General features: G+C 62.0%; 18 protein-coding genes. 12 read left to right on the top strand and 6 right to left on the bottom strand.

Annotation, left to right across the window (positions count from 1 at the left end):
- Positions 1-95: 95 nt before the first annotated feature.
- Positions 96-1,055, bottom strand: a complete 960-nt coding sequence (locus tag WD006_RS00840) for an MBL fold metallo-hydrolase (RefSeq protein WP_008645261.1) — start codon at positions 1,053-1,055, stop codon at positions 96-98.
- 217 nt (positions 1,056-1,272) lie between these two features.
- On the opposite strand from WD006_RS00840, the gene WD006_RS00835 reads away from it, so the two are divergent.
- From WD006_RS00835 to WD006_RS00780, 12 genes are all read left to right on the top strand, one after another.
- Positions 1,273-2,058 (top strand): IclR family transcriptional regulator, encoded by a 786-nt coding sequence (locus WD006_RS00835; protein ID WP_011515218.1) that lies wholly within the window; start codon positions 1,273-1,275, stop codon positions 2,056-2,058.
- Positions 2,055-2,861 (top strand): IclR family transcriptional regulator, encoded by an 807-nt coding sequence (locus tag WD006_RS00830; RefSeq protein ID WP_011515217.1) that lies wholly within the window; start codon positions 2,055-2,057, stop codon positions 2,859-2,861. The genes WD006_RS00835 and WD006_RS00830 overlap by 4 nt, the downstream gene beginning before the upstream one ends.
- 183 nt (positions 2,862-3,044) lie before the next feature.
- A complete protein-coding gene (locus WD006_RS00825; RefSeq protein WP_011515216.1) occupies positions 3,045-4,544 on the top strand; it encodes a lytic transglycosylase F in 1,500 nt (499 codons plus the stop codon).
- 229 nt (positions 4,545-4,773) lie between these two features.
- Positions 4,774-5,592 carry a class I SAM-dependent methyltransferase gene (locus tag WD006_RS00820; RefSeq protein ID WP_011515215.1) on the top strand — a complete coding sequence of 273 codons (819 nt, stop codon included), beginning with the start codon at positions 4,774-4,776 and terminating at the stop codon, positions 5,590-5,592.
- 193 nt (positions 5,593-5,785) lie between these two features.
- Positions 5,786-6,115: an ArsR/SmtB family transcription factor gene (locus tag WD006_RS00815; protein WP_011515214.1), complete on the top strand. Its 330-nt coding sequence runs from the start codon at positions 5,786-5,788 to the stop codon at positions 6,113-6,115.
- Between the two features lie 3 nt (positions 6,116-6,118).
- On the top strand, positions 6,119-6,607 hold the full coding sequence (locus tag WD006_RS00810) for an ArsI/CadI family heavy metal resistance metalloenzyme (protein ID WP_011515213.1): 489 nt from the start codon (positions 6,119-6,121) through the stop codon (positions 6,605-6,607).
- Positions 6,608-6,672: 65 nt separating this feature from the next.
- Entirely contained in the window at positions 6,673-7,185 is a 513-nt protein-coding gene (locus tag WD006_RS00805; RefSeq protein WP_011515212.1) for an arsenate reductase ArsC, read from the top strand.
- Complete coding sequence (gene arsB / locus WD006_RS00800) at positions 7,182-8,246, top strand: ACR3 family arsenite efflux transporter (RefSeq protein ID WP_011515211.1); 1,065 nt, start codon at positions 7,182-7,184, stop codon at positions 8,244-8,246. The genes WD006_RS00805 and arsB overlap by 4 nt, the downstream gene beginning before the upstream one ends.
- Before the next feature lie 9 nt (positions 8,247-8,255).
- Complete coding sequence (gene arsC, locus WD006_RS00795; protein WP_011515210.1) at positions 8,256-8,678, top strand: arsenate reductase (glutaredoxin); 423 nt, start codon at positions 8,256-8,258, stop codon at positions 8,676-8,678.
- Positions 8,675-9,439 (top strand): arsenical resistance protein ArsH, encoded by a 765-nt coding sequence (arsH, locus tag WD006_RS00790; protein ID WP_011515209.1) that lies wholly within the window; start codon positions 8,675-8,677, stop codon positions 9,437-9,439. Before arsC ends, arsH begins: the two co-directional genes overlap by 4 nt.
- 18 nt (positions 9,440-9,457) lie before the next feature.
- Positions 9,458-10,651: an MFS transporter gene (locus tag WD006_RS00785; protein WP_011515208.1), complete on the top strand. Its 1,194-nt coding sequence runs from the start codon at positions 9,458-9,460 to the stop codon at positions 10,649-10,651.
- Between the two features lie 783 nt (positions 10,652-11,434).
- The gene (locus WD006_RS00780) at positions 11,435-11,965 is read left to right on the top strand and encodes a hypothetical protein (protein WP_035820231.1); all 531 of its coding nucleotides are present in this window, start codon (positions 11,435-11,437) and stop codon (positions 11,963-11,965) included.
- Between the two features lie 192 nt (positions 11,966-12,157).
- On the opposite strand, the gene WD006_RS00775 is transcribed toward WD006_RS00780, so the two are convergent.
- From WD006_RS00775 to WD006_RS00755, 5 genes are all read right to left on the bottom strand, one after another.
- The gene (locus tag WD006_RS00775; protein ID WP_011515206.1) at positions 12,158-12,283 is read right to left on the bottom strand and encodes a hypothetical protein; all 126 of its coding nucleotides are present in this window, start codon (positions 12,281-12,283) and stop codon (positions 12,158-12,160) included.
- Between the two features lie 123 nt (positions 12,284-12,406).
- On the bottom strand, positions 12,407-12,799 hold the full coding sequence (locus WD006_RS00770; RefSeq protein WP_011515205.1) for a hypothetical protein: 393 nt from the start codon (positions 12,797-12,799) through the stop codon (positions 12,407-12,409).
- Positions 12,786-14,789 carry a putative integrase gene (locus tag WD006_RS00765; RefSeq protein WP_011515204.1) on the bottom strand — a complete coding sequence of 668 codons (2,004 nt, stop codon included), beginning with the start codon at positions 14,787-14,789 and terminating at the stop codon, positions 12,786-12,788. Before WD006_RS00765 ends, WD006_RS00770 begins: the two co-directional genes overlap by 14 nt.
- Positions 14,790-14,793: 4 nt before the next feature.
- Positions 14,794-16,434 carry a tyrosine-type recombinase/integrase gene (locus WD006_RS00760; protein WP_051722973.1) on the bottom strand — a complete coding sequence of 547 codons (1,641 nt, stop codon included), beginning with the start codon at positions 16,432-16,434 and terminating at the stop codon, positions 14,794-14,796.
- Entirely contained in the window at positions 16,431-17,627 is a 1,197-nt protein-coding gene (locus WD006_RS00755) for a site-specific integrase (RefSeq protein WP_011515203.1), read from the bottom strand. The genes WD006_RS00760 and WD006_RS00755 overlap by 4 nt, the downstream gene beginning before the upstream one ends.
- Between the last annotated feature and the right edge of the window lie 16 nt (positions 17,628-17,643).

The following is a 17,643-nucleotide window of genomic DNA, read 5'->3' as shown; positions in this document are numbered from 1 at the left end:
CATCCACGCACTTGCGGCGCTTGATACTGCTTTCTGTTTGCTCCCTTCTCCCACTTCATGGGAGAGGGAAACCACACTCAACAACCGAACAACGCTCAGTCCTGCAGCGCCGCCCACATCTCCTGGTCACGCTGCGCGGTCCAGATACGGGGATGCGTGACGCCGGCTGCCTCGTCGAAGGCGCGCGACACGTCGAACGGCAGGCAGTGTTCGTAGATGAACACCTGGCCGAACTTCGGGTCCATCGACTTGCGCGTATGCGCCATCGCCGCTTTCAGGTCCATCTTGCCGGCCACGGCTTCCTTGCCAGCCTGGAACAGCGTGGACACGAAATCCTTGGTGTAGGCCAGGCCCTTGGCCACGTCCTCGCGCGTGGTCAGCGCTGGGCCACGGCCCGGCACCAGCTTCTCGGGCTGCAGCGCGGCCAGCGCGTCGAGCGTGGCAGGCCATTGCTCGAGCTGGGCATCGCCGCAGTAGCAGGCCGCGTCGTATTCGACCAGATCGCCCGAGAACAGCACCTTCTGCTGCGGCAGCCACACCACGGTGTCGCCCTTCGTATGGCCCGCGCCCAGATGGGCGATGCGCACTTCGAGCTTGCCCAGGAACAGCGTGATTTCGCGTTCGAACACGAGCGTTGGCCAAGTCAGACCCGGCACGGTTTCCACGCCGGCGAACAGACGCGGAAAACGTTCGATCTCGGACTTCATGTCGGCTTCGCCGCGCTCGACGATCATTTCGTAGGTGCCACGGCTGGCGATGATCTGCTGCGCGCCTTCGGCGAAGTACGCCGACGCGCCGAGCACACGCACCGCGTGGTAGTGCGACAGCACCACGTACTTGATCGGCTTGTCCGTGATCGCGCGGATCTTGGCGATCAGGTCCTGCGCCATGGCGGGCGTGGCGGTGGTGTCGATGATCATCACGCCGTCATCGCCGATGATCACGCCGGAGTTGGGGTCGCCCTCGGCTGTGTAGGCGTAGGCATTTTCGGAAAGCTGGGTGAAGGTGATCTGCTTGGCTTCCAGGTCGGCCTGGGATGCGAATGCTTTTGCCATGTCTGTCTCTTTATGGGAATCGTGGGGAGCGGTATGGGAATCTTAGGAATTCGACTATTTTTAGTCAATGGCAAATTCAATTGCTATTCGCTAACTATCCCGCAAACCCTTGTCGCTGCGTGGCCCGCCCCGGGAAAACCCTCATCCAGCATGGCAACAGGGGGCGCCTTGCGAGGCGCATGGATTACCATTTGGACTTTTCAGGCAAGGCACAGGCATGGCACGCACGCCGGGCGAGGGTTCAGGCAAGACGCAACGCGGCATCCAGAGTGTGGAGGTCGGCGGCCGCCTGTTGCAGGCGCTCGCCGATGCGCGGCGTCCGCTGCCGCTGGCCGAACTGGCGGCTGCCGCGCAACTGGCCCCGGCGCAGGCGCACACCTATCTGGTGAGCCTGATGCGGCTGGGACTGATCAAGCGCGAGCACGTGGACGGCTACTACGAACCGGGCCCGCTGGCGCTGCGGCTTGGCATGATGCGGCTCGACAATGAGCCGGCCTACCGTGCCGCAGTGCAGCGCGTGCGGACGCTGGCCACTGATATCGGCTTCAACGTCGCCATCAGCCTGCCCACGCCGCAAGGGCCGACCATCGTCCACTACGCGCCTGCCGGCACCTCGCTGCATCTGAACCTGCACGTCGGCACGGTGATGGCGCTGGCCACCACCGCCACGGGACGCGCCTACTGCGCGTTCCAGCCCGAATCGCACTGGCTGCCGATCTGGACGCAGCAGCAGACACCGGCCACGGCCTCCACCCTGCCCGCCTTTCTCGAAACACTTGCCGCCGTCCGGGCACGCGGCACGGAGCGCAGCATCGATTCGCCGAGCCCGGCTGTGAGCAGTCTGGCGATGCCATTGCTCGACGACGACAGCACGCTGCGACTGGTGCTGACCGCCATCGGCTCCACCGGGGCGATCGACGTCGCATGGGATGGTCCAGTGGCCAGCGCGCTACGTGCCGCGATCGGCGATATCGCGCGCGCGATGAGGGAAGGTGACGCATGAGCGACGACATGCTGGCGGACGCCGCCAAACCCCAACGCGGCATCCAGTCGCTCGACAACACAGGCCAGTTGCTCGGCGCGCTGGTCGATGCGGGGCAGCCACTCTCGCTTGGGGAACTCGCACGCGCGGCGGGCATGGTGCCTGCCAAGGCATTTCCGCATCTGGTCAGCCTGCAGAAGATCGGACTGATTTCCCGCAACGCCGATGGCGACTTCCAGGCTGGCACGCTTGGTCTGGAACTCGGCCTGATCGCGCTGCAGCGGCTCTCCCCGACGCGCGAGGCGGAGCCGGAGGTCATCGCCCTGGCCCATGCCACGGGGTTGTCGGTGGCGATGGCCGTCCAGGGGCCGCTCGGTCCCACCGTGATCCGGCTCGAGGAATCGGCCCGTCCGCAGCACGTGAGCCTGCGCGTGGGTACCGTGCTGTCGATGGTCAATACGGCGATTGGCCGCGTGGTGGCGGCGCATCTCCCCGACGACCTGCTGGCCGACGCGCTCGCGCAGGATGCTATCCGCATGGCGGGCACCGCCTTCGACGGCGCGTTGCCATCCGGATACCTCGAACGGCTGCGCGGCATCCGCGCCGGCGGCATCGACCACGCCGTGAGCCGGCCCGTACCCGGCATCGACACGCTGGCCGCACCGGTGTTCGACCACACCGGCGCGCTCGCCCTGGTGGTCGCGGTGATGGGCAGTAGCGGCAGCTTCGACAGCCGGCTCGACAGCGATACCGCCCACGTGGTGCGGCAGGCCGCGCGGCGGCTGTCATGGCGATTCGGCGCGAGCGGCGCGACGCCCGCCTGACCTGGCCGCACCGGCCAGCGCCGGCTTCGCGGCCGGCCCTCATCGGAACCTCAACGGAACCTCTACGATCGCCAATTGCCCGTCTATGCTTAGTCAACGGACGGCGATTGCCTGCGCATCCGGGCCCGCTCCCGGTGGCCGGCATCCGCGTGCCAGCAGGACCTGACTGTCGCGAGGTGTGCAATGGTCAACGATCGAAGGCGGTTCCTTGTCATCGGCGCCCGCGCACTGGCCGGCGCTTCCATCACGTGGTCAGGACTGGCGGCGGCAGCGACGCCCGCCATTCCAGCTCCCAAGGAAAAACGGCTCACCCCTCCGCGCCAGCTCAACCTGACCAACAAACCCTGGACCGGTGACTTCGATGGCATGTTCAAGCACCGCACCATTCGCGTGCTGGTGCCCTACAGCCGCACCCTGTACTTCAACGACCGGGGACGCGAGCGGGGCGTCACGGCGGACACCGTGCGGGATTTCGAGCGCTATATCAACAAGACCATGGCCGCTCAGCTTGCCAAGCGGCCGCTCACGGTCTACATGATTCCGGTCACGCGCGACCGTTTGCTGCCCGATCTCAATGCCGGTCTTGGCGACATCGCAGCCGGCAATCTCACGGTCACCGACTCCCGGCTCAAGCAAGCGGACTTCATTGTCGGGCAGACCAGCAAGCCGATCCGGGAGCTGGTCATCACGGGCCCGAAATCCCCCACGCTTGCCACGCTCGACGACCTGGCTGGCAAGGCCGTGCACGTGCGCCCCAGCAGCAGCTACTACGAAAGCCTGACCGCGTTGAACGACCGCTTCCGTAAGGCCGGCAAACCGCAGATGCACCTGGTGCTGCTACCCGACGCGCTGGAGGACGAAGACGCACTGGAAATGCTCAACGCCGGCACGCTGCAGATCCTGGTGGTCGACGACTGGAAGGCGCGCATCTGGGCCCAGATCCTGAAGCGCATCAAGGTTCGCGATGACCTCGCGGTACGTGAAGGCAGCAAGATCGGCTGGGCAATCCGCAAAGGCAGTCCAAAGCTGAACGCGGTCCTCGTGGACTACAACGACAACTTCATCAAGAAGCAGGGCATCGCCGACTACCGGCTGAAGCAATACATGAAGGTCATCAAGCAGATCTCGGACAACACCAACGGCGCGGAGATCAAGCGGTTCCAGGACACCCTGGCGTTCTTCGAGAAGTACGGCAAGCTCTACCATTTCGATCCGCTGATGCTGGCGGCGCAGGGCTTCCAGGAGTCCCAGCTCAATCAGAACGCGCGTAGCCATGTGGGAGCGATCGGTGTCATGCAGATCATGCCGGCCACTGGGAGGGAACTGAACGTCGGCAGCATCAAGATCACCGAATCCAATATCCACGCGGGTACCAAATACCTGGACCAGCTGATGACGAGGTACTTCTCCGATGCGAATTTCTCGGAATCTGACCGGCCACTGTTTGCATTCGCCAGCTACAACGCCGGGCCGGGAAATATCTCCAAGATGCGCACCGAAGCCAAGGCTCGGGGCCTGAACCCGGACAAGTGGTTCAACAACGTCGAGATCGTGACCTCCGAGCGGATCGGCATCGAGACCACCACCTACGTGCGCAACATCTACAAGTACTACGCCGCCTACAAGCTGATCGAGGATGCGCAGGAAGAACGAAGCCGCGCCATGAAGAAGGTAGCCGGGTAAAGGCTGGCCACAGCACCGGGTCTGGTGCCCGGCTCATACCGACGGCGTATCGGGGGTCCCCGATGCCATCGTCTTGCCTGTCGTCCTCATGCGTATGGATGGGTTCAATGGATTGAGCCCGCTCTGTGTATCAAACGGATGTGGGGTTTCGCACCGAACGGCGTGCACGGCCGGAACACTCTCTCTGCCATCGCCATCAGGGCGATGCACCGATCGTCGGGAGACAACCATGAGCACGGCCGTCGCGCAGGACACCATCAATCGCAAGGCATGGCGCAGCTGGGGAGCCAGGAGGTGGTTCAAGATCCTTTCGGACTGGACAGACCCCGGGGAAGCCGCGGCGCTAGCCTTCGTGGCCGATGCCGTGCGCGACACTCCCATCCTTGACGTTGGCGTAGGTGGCGGCCGAACGGTACCGATGCTGCGCAAGCTGAGCCAGCACTACGAGGCCATCGACTATATGCCGGAGATGGTGGAGATCTGCCAGCACAATCATCCTGATATACGCGTCAGTCAAATGGATGCGCGTGACCTGTCAGCATTTGAAGACAATACCTTCGGCCTGGTGGTGTTCAGCTTCAATGGCATCGATGCCGTGGACTACGCCGGACGCCGCGCCGTGCTTGCCGAGTTTGCCCGCGTACTGCGCCCGGGCGGCATGCTGGTGTTCTCCACGCATAACCTGCACGGCCCCACCTATCGCGAGAACCTGACACAGTTCCTGCGCTTGCCCGCATGGTCCAACAACCCGATACGACTCGGCTTCAACGTCGCGCGCACAGTCGTCAACCTGCCGCTGGCCACCATCAACTACCTGCGTAACTCACAACTGAACCGCGAGTTCGATGGCTACGCGGTGCGCGTGTGCGCCGCCCACAAGTTCGGCATCGTCATCGTCTATACGGACGTGCCCACGCAGTTGCGCGAGTTGAAGGCCTGCGGCCTGCAGACCGAAGCGGTGTTCGGCAACTTGAACGACAAGGCGTTTCAGCCCGGCGATCCCCTCGACGACGTCAACTGGTTCCACTTCGTGGCGCGGAAGTTGTAGACGCCGCGGCAGAGGTGCTTCGGGCACAAGGACCCCCGCCTCGCGCAGGGATCCTTGCTGCGGCTGCGGCGGCCTTCGTTGAGGCCGAATTGGTGACGATCAACACGCTTGCGCCCATTCGCCACGCGTTGGCGGCCAGCGACACTGCCAATCTTCCATTGCACGGTTTCCATGATTCGACTATATTCGAATCATGGAAACCGAAAACGCTCTTGAAGCCCTCGCCGCGCTGGCCCACGGCATCCGCCTGGCCGTTTTCCGCCTGCTTGTGCAGGCCGGCCCCGAAGGGCTGCCGGCTGGCCGTATTGCCGAACTGATGGAGATGCCAGCGTCGTCGCTATCGTTCCACCTCAAGGAACTGCACCGCGCCGGACTGCTGGCGAGCCGTCAGGAAGGCCGCTCGATCATCTACATGGCTCAATTCGAAACCATGAACGCCTTGCTGGGCTATCTCACGGAAAACTGTTGTGGCGGCGCGCCGTGTTCACCGGTGTCCTCCTGTTCAGTCGCTACGGAGTCCTGAACCATGAAGCGCTTCCACGTCCACGTCAGCGTGGCCGATCTGCCGGCCAGCATCCGCTATTACTCGGCCCTCTTCGATGCAGAACCGACTGTCGTCAGGGATGACTATGCCAAGTGGGCGCTGGACGATCCACGCGTGAACTTCGCCATCTCCAATCGCACCGAGAAGCTGGGCGTGGATCATCTCGGGATCCAGGTGGAGACGGATGCCGAGCTTGCCGAGATGCAGGGGCGGCTGGCCAGCGCCGACCTGCCCATGCAGTCCCAGTCCGAGACGAACTGCTGCTACGCGACCTCGAACAAGCATTGGTCAGTGGACCCAACGGGTATCGCCTGGGAATCGTTTCACACGCTCGGCAACGTGCCGACCTATGGCGAATCGCGCGATCGCAGCGCCGAAGCCTCCGCGTGCTGCGTGCCGGTTCAATTGAACGCCACGCCGAAGCCATCAACCAAGACCGCCTGCTGTACGCCGGAATCCGGCTGCTGCTGAGCTTTCGCTAACGGCCTCCCGTACCGATACCTCGGGCGAGGAGGCACCCGCTCGCCCCTACGACCATGACCGACAAGACCTTCAACGTGCTGGTGCTGTGCACCGGCAACTCAGCCCGCAGCGTGATGGCCGAAGCGCTGTTCAATGTCCTCGGCAAGGGACGCTTTCACGCCTACAGCGCCGGCAGCCATCCATCTGGCACGGTCAATCCCTTCGCCATCGAACGATGCCAGGCAATTGGCTACGACACGACTGGCCTGCGTAGCAAGAGCTGGGACGAGTTCGCACTGCCCGATGCGCCCAGGATGGACTTCGTTATTACCGTCTGCGACCAAGCCGCAGGCGAGGTGTGCCCGATCTGGCCAGGTACACCCATCACGGCACATTGGGGCTTCCTCGACCCGGCAGCCATACAGGGCTCCGATGACGAGAAGCGCAAGATATTTGCCCAGGTTTTCCGGCAGATTCTGAATCGAGTCAGCCAGTTCGTGAACCTGCCGTTGCACGTGCTGGACCGGAACGCCATTCAGAAGGAGATGCACGCCATTGGCGAGCAACCCGTGGAGTCCGCGCAATGAGCACGGCACAAAGGACGGCAGGAGCCTCCCAACCCAGTGCCATCGGCTTCTTCGAGCGCTATCTGACGGTCTGGGTGGCGCTTTGCATCGTGGCCGGCATCCTGCTCGGCCAATGGCTGCCAGCGGCGTTCCACACCATCGGCGCCATGGAAATCGCTCAGGTGAACCTGCCGGTCGGCATCCTGATCTGGATCATGATCATTCCGATGCTGATCAAGATCGATTTCGGCGCGATGGGCCAGGTGGCGGGCCACTGGCGCGGCATCGGCGTGACGCTCTTCGTGAACTGGCTCGTCAAGCCGTTCTCGATGGCATTGCTGGGCTGGATCTTCGTGCGCCATCTGTTTGCGGGCTGGCTGCCGGCGGACCAGCTCGACAGCTACATCGCCGGCCTGATCCTGTTGGCGGCTGCGCCTTGCACGGCGATGGTGTTTGTCTGGTCCCAGCTCTGCAAGGGCGATCCGTACTTCACGCTTTCGCAGGTGGCACTCAATGACGCGATCATGGTCGTGGCCTTCGCGCCTGTCGTCGCGCTGCTGCTGGGCCTGTCGTCGATTACCGTGCCGTGGGATACGCTGATGACCTCGGTTGCGCTCTACATTGTCGTGCCGGTGCTGATCGCGCAGGTCATCCGGAAGGTATTGCTGGTGCGAGGCGACGCTACGTACAAGCGTGTGGTCGGCGCACTCGGCCCCTACTCGATCACCGCGCTGCTCGCAACGTTGGTGCTGTTGTTCGGCTTCCAGGGGAATGCCATCGTCGAACAACCGCTGATCATCCTTCTGCTGGCCGTACCGATCCTGATCCAGGTCTTGTTGAACTCCGGCCTGGCCTACTTGCTCAACCGCAAGCTCGGCGTAGCGCACTGCGTGGCCGGCCCGTCGGCGCTGATTGGCGCAAGCAACTTCTTCGAACTGGCCGTGGCGACCGCGATCAGCCTGTTCGGCTTCCAATCCGGCGCGGCGCTGGCCACCGTCGTCGGCGTGCTGATCGAAGTGCCAGTGATGCTCTTCGTAGTGGGCGTCGTGAACCGCTCGCAGCACTGGTACGAATCGCACTGAGGTATCCCCATGACCGTCACCATCTATCACAACCCCGCGTGCGGTACGTCACGCAATACGCTAGCCATGATCCGCAATGCGGGCATCGAGCCGATTGTCGTCGAATACCTGAACATGCCGCCGGACCGGCAGACCTTGCAGTCGATGATCCGCGCCGCCGGTCTCTCCGTGCGCGAAGCAATCCGCGAGAAAGGCACGCCCTACGCCGAGCTTGGCCTCGGCGATCCTGCACTGACCGACGACCAGTTGCTTGATGCGATGCTGGCCCATCCGATCCTGATCAATCGGCCCTTTGTCATCACTGAGCTTGGTGTGCGGTTATGCAGGCCGTCGGAAGTCGTGCTGGATATCCTGCCGGCGCCGCAGCAAGGTGCTTTCACCAAGGAGGACGGCGAGGCCGTGATCGACACACAAGGCCGGAGGATACGATGACCGTGGATCTGCCCAATATTGTCCCTGCGGTGCTCGATACGCCTGACCTCAGTAAGCTGGAGCCGGCACGCGCCAGCACACACCCGCCGCGCATCCTGCTGCTCTACGGATCGCTGCGAGAGACCTCGTATAGCCGCCTGCTAGTACAGGAAGCCGAACGAATTCTTCAACATTTCGGCGCGGAGACCCGCGTGTTTGATCCACGCGAGCTGCCGATGGCCGACAGCGTGCCTGCCGACCACCCGAAGGTGGTTGAGTTGCGCAAGCTCTCGGAGTGGTCGGAGGGCCAGGTGTGGTGCAGCCCCGAGCGCCACGGCACGCTGACTGCCGTCTTCAAGAACCAGATCGACTGGTTGCCACTGGAGATGGGCGGCATTCGCCCGACACAGGGCCGCACGCTGGCCGTGATGCAGGTGTGCGGCGGCTCGCAGTCCTTCAACGCCGTCAACGCGCTGCGCGTGCTCGGACGCTGGATGCGCATGGTGACGATTCCGAACCAGTCCTCGGTCGCCAAGGCCTACCAAGAGTTCGACGCCAGCGGGCGGATGAAGCCATCGTCCTACTACGACCGCGTGGTCGATGTCATGGAAGAACTCTACAAGTTCACGCTACTGGTGCGCGATCGCAGCGACTACCTGACCGATCGCTACAGCGAGCGCAAGGAAGCCGCGCCGGCCAACGCGACGACGCTCGCGGCGGCCGCCATGAGCCACGAGAGCGAAGCGCAGATTAGCGATACCGATAGCGGCGAAGTGGAATAACAAGAACCAGGACGGGCCATGGAGCCGAGCAGTAGCGTGATTGCCAGGCTGGGAGTTGCCCAGACGCTGGCCTGGGGTTCGACGTACTACCTGCCGGCCATGCTGGCAACGCCGATGGCGCAGGATCTCGGCGTCTCGACGCCCACGATCTTTGCGGCATTCAGCGTCGCGCTGGTGGTATCGGCACTGCTCGGACCTGCAGCCGGACGGATGATCGATCGTACCGGTGGGCGATCTGTCCTCGTGGCAACGAGTCTTGTTTTCACCATCGGGCTTGCCAGGCTAGGTGTGGCGCAGGGCGTCGTCGGACTCTTTGCCGCATGGGTGATTCTTGGCATCGGCATGGGTGCCGGCCTCTACGAAGCCGCATTCGCAACACTGGTCGCACTCTATGGCAATCGCTCGCGCGGCGCCATCACCGGGATCACGCTGATCGCTGGCTTTGCCAGCACGGTCGGCTGGCCGCTTTCCACCTCTATGGAGGCGCACATCGGATGGCGGGGGGCCTGCTTGTCCTGGGCGGCGTTGCATCTCACGCTAGGACTTGCGCTGAACCTGAGCATCCCGCGCGTAGCCGCCACAGCAACGGCACCGAGCAGGCCTACGTCGCAAACGGGTAGCGCGTTGACGCACCATGCTGACGAGCGTTCGCAACGAACGGCCTCCTATGCGTTGGCTTTCGTTTTCGCGGCGACCTGGTTTATCAGCACTGCGATGGCGGCACATTTGCCGCGGCTGCTTCAAGCGGGTGGCGCGTCTCTGGCCACTGCCGTTATGGTGGGCGCGCTGATCGGCCCGGCGCAGGTTGGCGCCCGGATTCTGGAGTTCGGCCTACTGCGCAAGGTCCACCCCTTGCTGTCCGCCCGGATCGCGGCAGCACTTCATCCCCTTGGCGCACTTGCGTTCGGCCTGGTCGGAGCGCCCGCGGCGGCCTTGTTCGGCGTGCTGCACGGAGCCGGCAACGGCATCCTCACCATTGCCAAGGGCACGCTGCCGTTGGTCATTTTCGGACCGGGCGGCTACGGTCATCGCCAGGGAGTATTGATGGTCCCGGCCCGGGTCGCACAAGCATTAGCACCCTGGATTTTCGGGATGTGTCTGGACCAGTTCGGAGCGAAGTCGCTGTGGTTATCTTCCGCTCTTGGCATGATGGCAATCTTGACGCTCATGGCGGTCAGGCAATCGGCTCCGCTCAAGACCAGCACAACATAGTCCAGTTGCAACTGCTACGCACCACGGTCCATGAGCTAGCGTTTCCCGTCCGCCGTGTTCAAACGCTCGGACTTCTCCGGCCAGTCAGTGAGCGCCTCCATGACCCTCGCCCATGTTGTCATTGATGAGACCCCAAGACACCGCCACCATAAAGTACTGATAGAAAAGAAAAACCCCGCAAAAAAGCGGGGTTTTTCTTTATAGCTTTCCGTTACGAGGTCTCAGAACGGTTCTGTTACGTCACAACGTAAACCTTGACCGCAATCCATTATGGGGAGCCGGTTTCGGAGAGAGGCAGCCCGGCAACTGTAAAGATTCGGGCGTATTGGCCGCGACGGGCCGGGGATCGATGCGCGATGCGCGCGGGGGTGTGCCTATTTTGCGCTGCGTGCGAGTTCACTTGAGCGCGAATCCTCGGCAATTTCGGGGCTCTTTCTCCAGCGCCCTATAAAGCACAACAGCAACTGGCAGAATGAGGCCCCGTCGGCAGCCGACCTGCTGGCGACGACGGGCTGGAACCGACCCTGAGCTGCCTATCAAACTCCGTCTTGCGGACGACCGATGTTTGGGCTGAATCGGTCATTCAGTGCCGTGCGCAACAAGCGAAGCCGTATCGCGACGAAATCCCGGTCAAGTGATTCGCGGTTGCTCGCAACAGAGTTGAGGGTCAGTGTTGCACGACTCATACACCCCACTTCGTTGGCCGCGGTTGCGGGGGAAACCTTGCTAGATTGTTCAGAGCCGGCCAGGTTTGCCCTGAGCTTTAAGCAATCGATACTTGTCATGATCACCTACTGCCCCAGCTACCCCAAGCGCGCCGTGCAGCACCGTCTTCTATACTGGGCGATGCCTTTGCTGGCTTCGCTTTTTCTGGGGGCGTGTGCCTCGTCTCAGAAGGCCGCCAATCACTCCTTTAGTTTTGATACTCGTGGAGCCGTGCCCGCGGTAGAGGTGCTGAATTATCGCTACGGCGACTCCGACATGACCGGTACACGTCCGCCGAAATGGGCGTTGGAGGAGGGACGGATTGGCCAACAGGCAGGTGTCTACGGACGTATGCGTCCTGCCGATACTCTCTATGTCAAATGGCGCATCAAGAGTACCGGTCAAATCTTTGAGGATAGCGTCGACCTCCGGCACCGATTGCCGAATGACATGACGGACAAGATAGTCTACTTCGACATCAAGGGACCGCAACTGTTCGTGTATGTAGTATCTCCTGAGGACTACCCCTTGGGCACGCCAAGGAACAGCCTCCGTTTGTACTCTTACCGTCCGTACGTCCAGATTTACCCCGATCAATCCAAGCAATAGGGGGGCGCTGTAGCCGCGAATACTACAGGTGCGCCGACGGATGACCAGCAGGCGCAGCGGGGCGATTAAGGCTTGCGAGGCGTCCCGCCTGGACAAGGTGGGGAACTGCGGAGCGACTCGGGAACTGGGGGCGTTGCATTGGCTGCAACCGAAGCCGTGGCGGCCTTTGGCAATCGAACTTTTGAGTGTCGCCTAGTGGCCGATAGCTGCCCTTGAGGGCGGAAGCGGGATTTCGATCAGGAACTGCGGGAACGCAATCAGGTGCATCACCATCGCCGTTTCGAGGATCTCGCCATAGATCGCGTCTACATCGCGCACGCCGTGTCGAGCCGCCCGAGCGGAGCAATACGTCGATGCTATCGCCCAGGCGACCTTGGACGGCTGCGGATATCTCAGTACACCCACACTTGACGCGAGCACGTCCAACACCGCCCAAACAGGCTAGCCTCTCCGGTTTAATGGATCCAATGGGCGATCCAGATCCTCGATACTAAGCCCGCGCTGCAAACACTGATTGGCAATGCGCTGCCAGCGTTGCAGCCATTGCGCTTCAAGTTGCTCATACCAGCGGATCTTTGCCCGCAGGCTCACAACCGTTTGATCTAGATAGGCAAGCTCGTCACGACGCAATCGCGACCTCGACTTTCTGTCGCTATCGGCCAACGCGCGCTTGGCCTCCTGGTAGGCGTACACGATGTCCGGATGACGGCTCAGCGCCTGACGGGTGTATCCGGAGAACGCTTCGACACGCTCCCAGGTCAGCCGTGTGCCCAACTCCCTATCCTGCCAGCGTTCAAGCTCGGCGATGATGCAGGCCTTCTTACGCTCGCTCATCTTCGCGCTCGCGCGAATCCTTGTCGGCATCTCCGCACCCCTCCACGTATCGCACCAGATCAGCTTGATGGAAGCCTATCGTGGCCAGTTGCTCCATCAGTTGGCCATATCGAGTCGCAATGTGTCGATACCAATCCGACTGCATCAAGGATCGCGACCGCGCGCGGGCCGTCACCGTACGCAGGCTGATGTATGCCACTGCGGCTTGTCTCTTCAGTTCATGTGCTCTGGCCTCTTCGCCCTTGATCCACAGGTAGTCCTCGCACTTCGCCGTACATTGCAGGTGGCGCTCACAAGGAGACATCTGGAAGTCATGGACGCACAGACCCGGCCCCACATCGTGGACTGCCTGAATGCGTGCGGCCAGGAATGTCTTGGCTACCTCCAGCGGGAGAGATTTGGCTACCTCAACGATGCCACCCGCTAGTTTTCCCTCCAGAACCTCCTTAACCACCTGCGCCGCGCGCTGGGCAGCCGTCAGATGTTGGTAGGCTCGAGTATCCGCCTCATGCTGGCGACCAAACCACTTCGTTTGCACCAGGTCCGGTGCTCCACCTTCGTCGAGCAGATGGTTCAGGAAGTGCCGGAGTCCATGTGATCGAACACGTAGTACCAAGCCGTCTTCGCCCACGAGTCCATACCGCTCGAACGCCGATGGGATGGCGGGCCGACCGGCCAGGAAGTCCTGCACGTTCTGGTCTGACACCGGCCGGGCTGCATATGTAAGCGTCGTCCGCGTCCCGCGATGGAACTGGTTCGCGTAGACCACGCATAGCGCTTGGTGGAGCTTGAGGCCTTGACTGGGAGGGCCCGGAATCACTGGTCCGAACCAGTGGTCCTTCTCAATACCTCTGCACAGCGCATCGCGGTTCACGCGCAGCCGTCGATCCACGATTTCGAAGGGAATCGCACGAGCCCGCAGGAACTGAGCAAGTTTCCAACTGTTCAACCCAAGAACGGCTCGTAGATCAGACGTGAATAGAACTGGGGGAAGAGCACTTCGCGGCATCAGAGATCCGCAGCGGCTGGCCTTCAGGGCAACCTGTCTCGGCCCCGCGGTTGCCTCGCGCAGTTCCGCCACCGCTGCCTCCACCAACTCCACAGTCTCGGATAGCAATGGCTTCGAATGCCATTCGACCATCACGTCGTCAGCCCGTCCTTTCAGCCTTGCATAGCGCAGGTTCCGACTGCCATCCTTCGCAATGGAGATGGGATTCACCGGCAACGTCAGCATCTCGCCAACTCTCAGGCCCGTACATGCCATGATCGTGGCGATCAGAATCAGTGTGCGGTCCGCGGCGCGCCCATCGTCAGGGCGTTCGGCTCGCGGGATCGTCTGGTAGAGCCATCCAAGCGCCCGGATCGCTTCTTCTGTTGGCAGCCTGTCCGATACTTCTGTCGAGGGGTCTCCAATCCTGTCGGGCGTCAGTGACCGCGGCCGTGCTTTTCGCCGGCAGCGCCAGTCCAGCCTCATTCGACTGAGCCGGTATCCGTCCACCATATCGGCGAACTCCTCCATGTGGCCAAGTACCTTGTATGCCGAGGTCTCCCGCTCTCTGCGTAGAAGCACGGTCGCCGCCCTATCCAGATCATCCTTGCGCAACTCACCTAGTTGATGCCCGGTCCCTCGGATGGCGTCGCAGATGTAGCGTGCAGCACGGATAAAGACGCTGTGGCTCGCCATGGACTGGCCGCGTCTTTGATGGCGCATGCACACAAGCGCCTTGACGACATCGGCAAAGCCCTCTGGCAACGGATCGCCCACCCCCTTCCCCGCTTGCCTGTGCTGAGTAAATGGCAGTCGTAATCCCCGGGCATTGGCCTTGTATCCTCGCGTGCGATGCTCATAGGCAGCCGAGACATCCCAGACCGGGGCATCCCACTCGACATCCCCGAACGGCATCAGAGCTTTCGCCTTGCCAATCAGTTGCCTTCCGTTCTCGATCCAGTCGTCTCCTGCGGGTGCTTCCAGGCGGCCTACGGCCGCCATCGTCTTACGCCTTACCGCCGTTCCGTTTGGCATGGTGAGCCACCAGTTGAACAACCTCCGCTACGGCGTAGATCACTTCATCCATCTGAACTGACAGGCGCATGCCGAGCCGACCACGACGCTCATCCCTTCCTTTGAGCAGCGCATCCAGTACGGCCTGATGGTCGGCCTCCAAGTATGGCTGGAACTTGGGACAGACGTAGCAGGAGAATGGCGGATCCAACGAGCAGTGCGGTGACTGGCCACATGCACCGATCTCCACCGGATCTATCACTTCCACATCCCCCACGAAGCGAACTCTCTTTTCCTGGCGAGTGTCCTTTGCCGCTTCGGAATCCACTCCAATGGGCGTCCCTTTGAACAGCTTCATGAGGGGGCCGAGCCGCAACGCAGCAGCGCGATCCAGAATGCGAGTCAGCCGCGCTCCCTTCAGCGAGTAGTAGACCCGTACATGTTGCGTATCGGAATGGTCCAACATCGTCGCGAGCACGGTCTTGGAAGCGCCAAGCTCCACCATCGTCGTGGCAAACGTGTACCGCAAGCGGCGTGAACTCAAGCGAAGCTGACTTCCGGTACGCGGGGATTCGATTGCCATTCTCGTAGCGAATCCCCGTATGAGCGCCAAGAACTCCTTCCCCGTCATGTGATACGCATACTCTTCGACACCGGTATCGGCCCGCCATTCGTCCACACTGTCACGCATAAACAGCGGTCGCGGGTAGCCTTTGCAATCGATACTCCCATTGGCCGCCAGCAGCTCATGTATCAACGGCAACAGATCGTTGCTCACCCGCTCTTGCGCAAACTGCTGGCGCACACCAATTCCCCACTTCTTGATGCGGGGAATGGACAATATCCACTGTGGGGGCACGTCGAACCCGGCCAACTGGTTTGACAGATCCTCCTCCCTTAGGAGGCAATAGTTCGATGGATTCCGACCATATGCTAGGCTCAACGCAATCGCTGCACGCTGCATCACGTGCGCCCGCTCCTGCGAGCGGTCACTTGCCAGTGCCGCACGTAGAACAGCCACTTCCGTGTCCCAGAGCGGCCCGCGCTCTTCATCTTCCAACTCCACCGCGAGCTTGGAGGAGCGTGCGGGTATGGAGACCTCATCCAATTCAAGCGCGAATTGCTCATCGAACCCCAGGCGCGCGAGCATTGTTGCGGACCAGCGATACCAGCTTCGCAGAAGGTAAAACTCGTCCATCGCCTTTCTGGCCCGTAGCGCGCGAACAGTTGTCTCGACATGCCGACACAATGCTACCTTCAGGTCTTCCGTCTGCTCCACCGATGCCAAGGCTCGCCACTGTTCCAATAGCGGCTGCCCCTGCGTACCGATGCCTGAGGACCTTCCTCTCAGGGCCCCTAGCACTTTGGTCAACGCATTCATGACGCTCCGGCTCGCTAGCCGCATCATTAGCATCGATGCCCATCGACGCAACGCGTAGCCCACTACGGCGCTTCCGTCCGACTGCCTGTCCCAGTGAAACGCGACGTTGCTGGTCGGCACATTGAACTTCCAGTACGCTCCACTCATCTCCATACGACGGCCATCTCGGTCGATGACGTAGCTCGGCAACGGTGGAAGCTTGTTCTTTCGCAGCAACGACATGATTGCGCGATTGACCTCGGCGTTCGTCATTCGATACCTGTCATCGACGCATTAAAGATCGTCGATTGGTACGCAAGGCTGAGCTCACAGGACTCCCGCCTGATCGCGTGCCAAACGTAAGGGCGGATGGAATCCGACGAGCGCCAGCCGAAGAAGTACATCATGTGCTTCTCGACGCGCTCCTCGTCCAGGCCCGTCCGCAGTGCTCGCGCTCGGAAGTTCGTCGCGCACGTGCTGCGCAGGCAGTGCGGGTGCAGATCGCGGAATTCAGCGTGTGCAGCGCCCACCTGGGTGAGCAAGCCATTGACGCGAGACAGGCTCATCGGCGCGCCATCTCGGCTCAGGAACAGGAACGGACTTTTGTCTGCCCCCGGTATCGCTCGACGCGTACGACAGATATAGGCATTCAGCAGTGAAGCCAGCGCCCGATCGCAAGGCAACTGGCGCGATTCTGTCTTCACCTGGGGTTCATGGCGACGAGGGTCCTTCGCGTCGTCGGGCGAGCGCTCGACCCGAATCTCCGGAATCGTACCCGATAGGACGCAGTCCGCAACCCGTAGTTTGAGGAGTTCGCCCCGCCGGATACCCAACAACAACAGTACCAATACGATGACGTAATTGCGGTCCTGATACGCAGCCTTCCAGGGATTTTCATCATTGCCGGGACGGCAGATGCTCAGGAGGCGACTCACCCGCTCCTCGGAAAGCGGCGACGCATGATGTACCGGTTCGGCCCGCCTTGGCCCGGCCGTGGCGAACGTGCGCTGCATCGTGGTCAGTCGCTCCCTGACGTGGCTCAGCTCCGGGCTTCCAATCGGCAATCGGGCCATAACCCTTTCCAGATGCCAACGAACGAATTGCATGACGACCTGCAGACGCTGCGCTACGGTAGTCGGGGCGACGACCAGCCGGCGTACCGCCACTCGCGATTGGAAGTCGCGCCTTAACCAAGGATAGAGTTGACTGGCAATCTCGTCAGATGAGAGGCCGTCGCCGGCAAGCAATCTAACCTGCAGCGGAATGGAATGCTGGACCGCCCACAGCCACAGCAGCCCGAGGACATGCAGTGTCTTAGTCAGGCTGTTGGCCGAAAGCCGCGAACGCAGCCGCTGAATCGCATACTCATTGATCCAGCCAATAGGTTGCCGGTCTGCGTCCAGAAGGATCGGCAGGCGTTCGCCGTCCCGGTGCCGGACCACTACCATATGGAATCGGGTGTGCATGGGGCTCCTTCGGCCG

The organism is Cupriavidus sp. Met-2 (assembly GCF_049843575.1).
GTDB lineage: Bacteria > Pseudomonadota > Gammaproteobacteria > Burkholderiales > Burkholderiaceae > Cupriavidus > Cupriavidus metallidurans.
The sequence above is the reverse complement of the archived record's forward strand: the minus strand, read 5'-3'. Positions and strand labels throughout refer to the sequence as shown.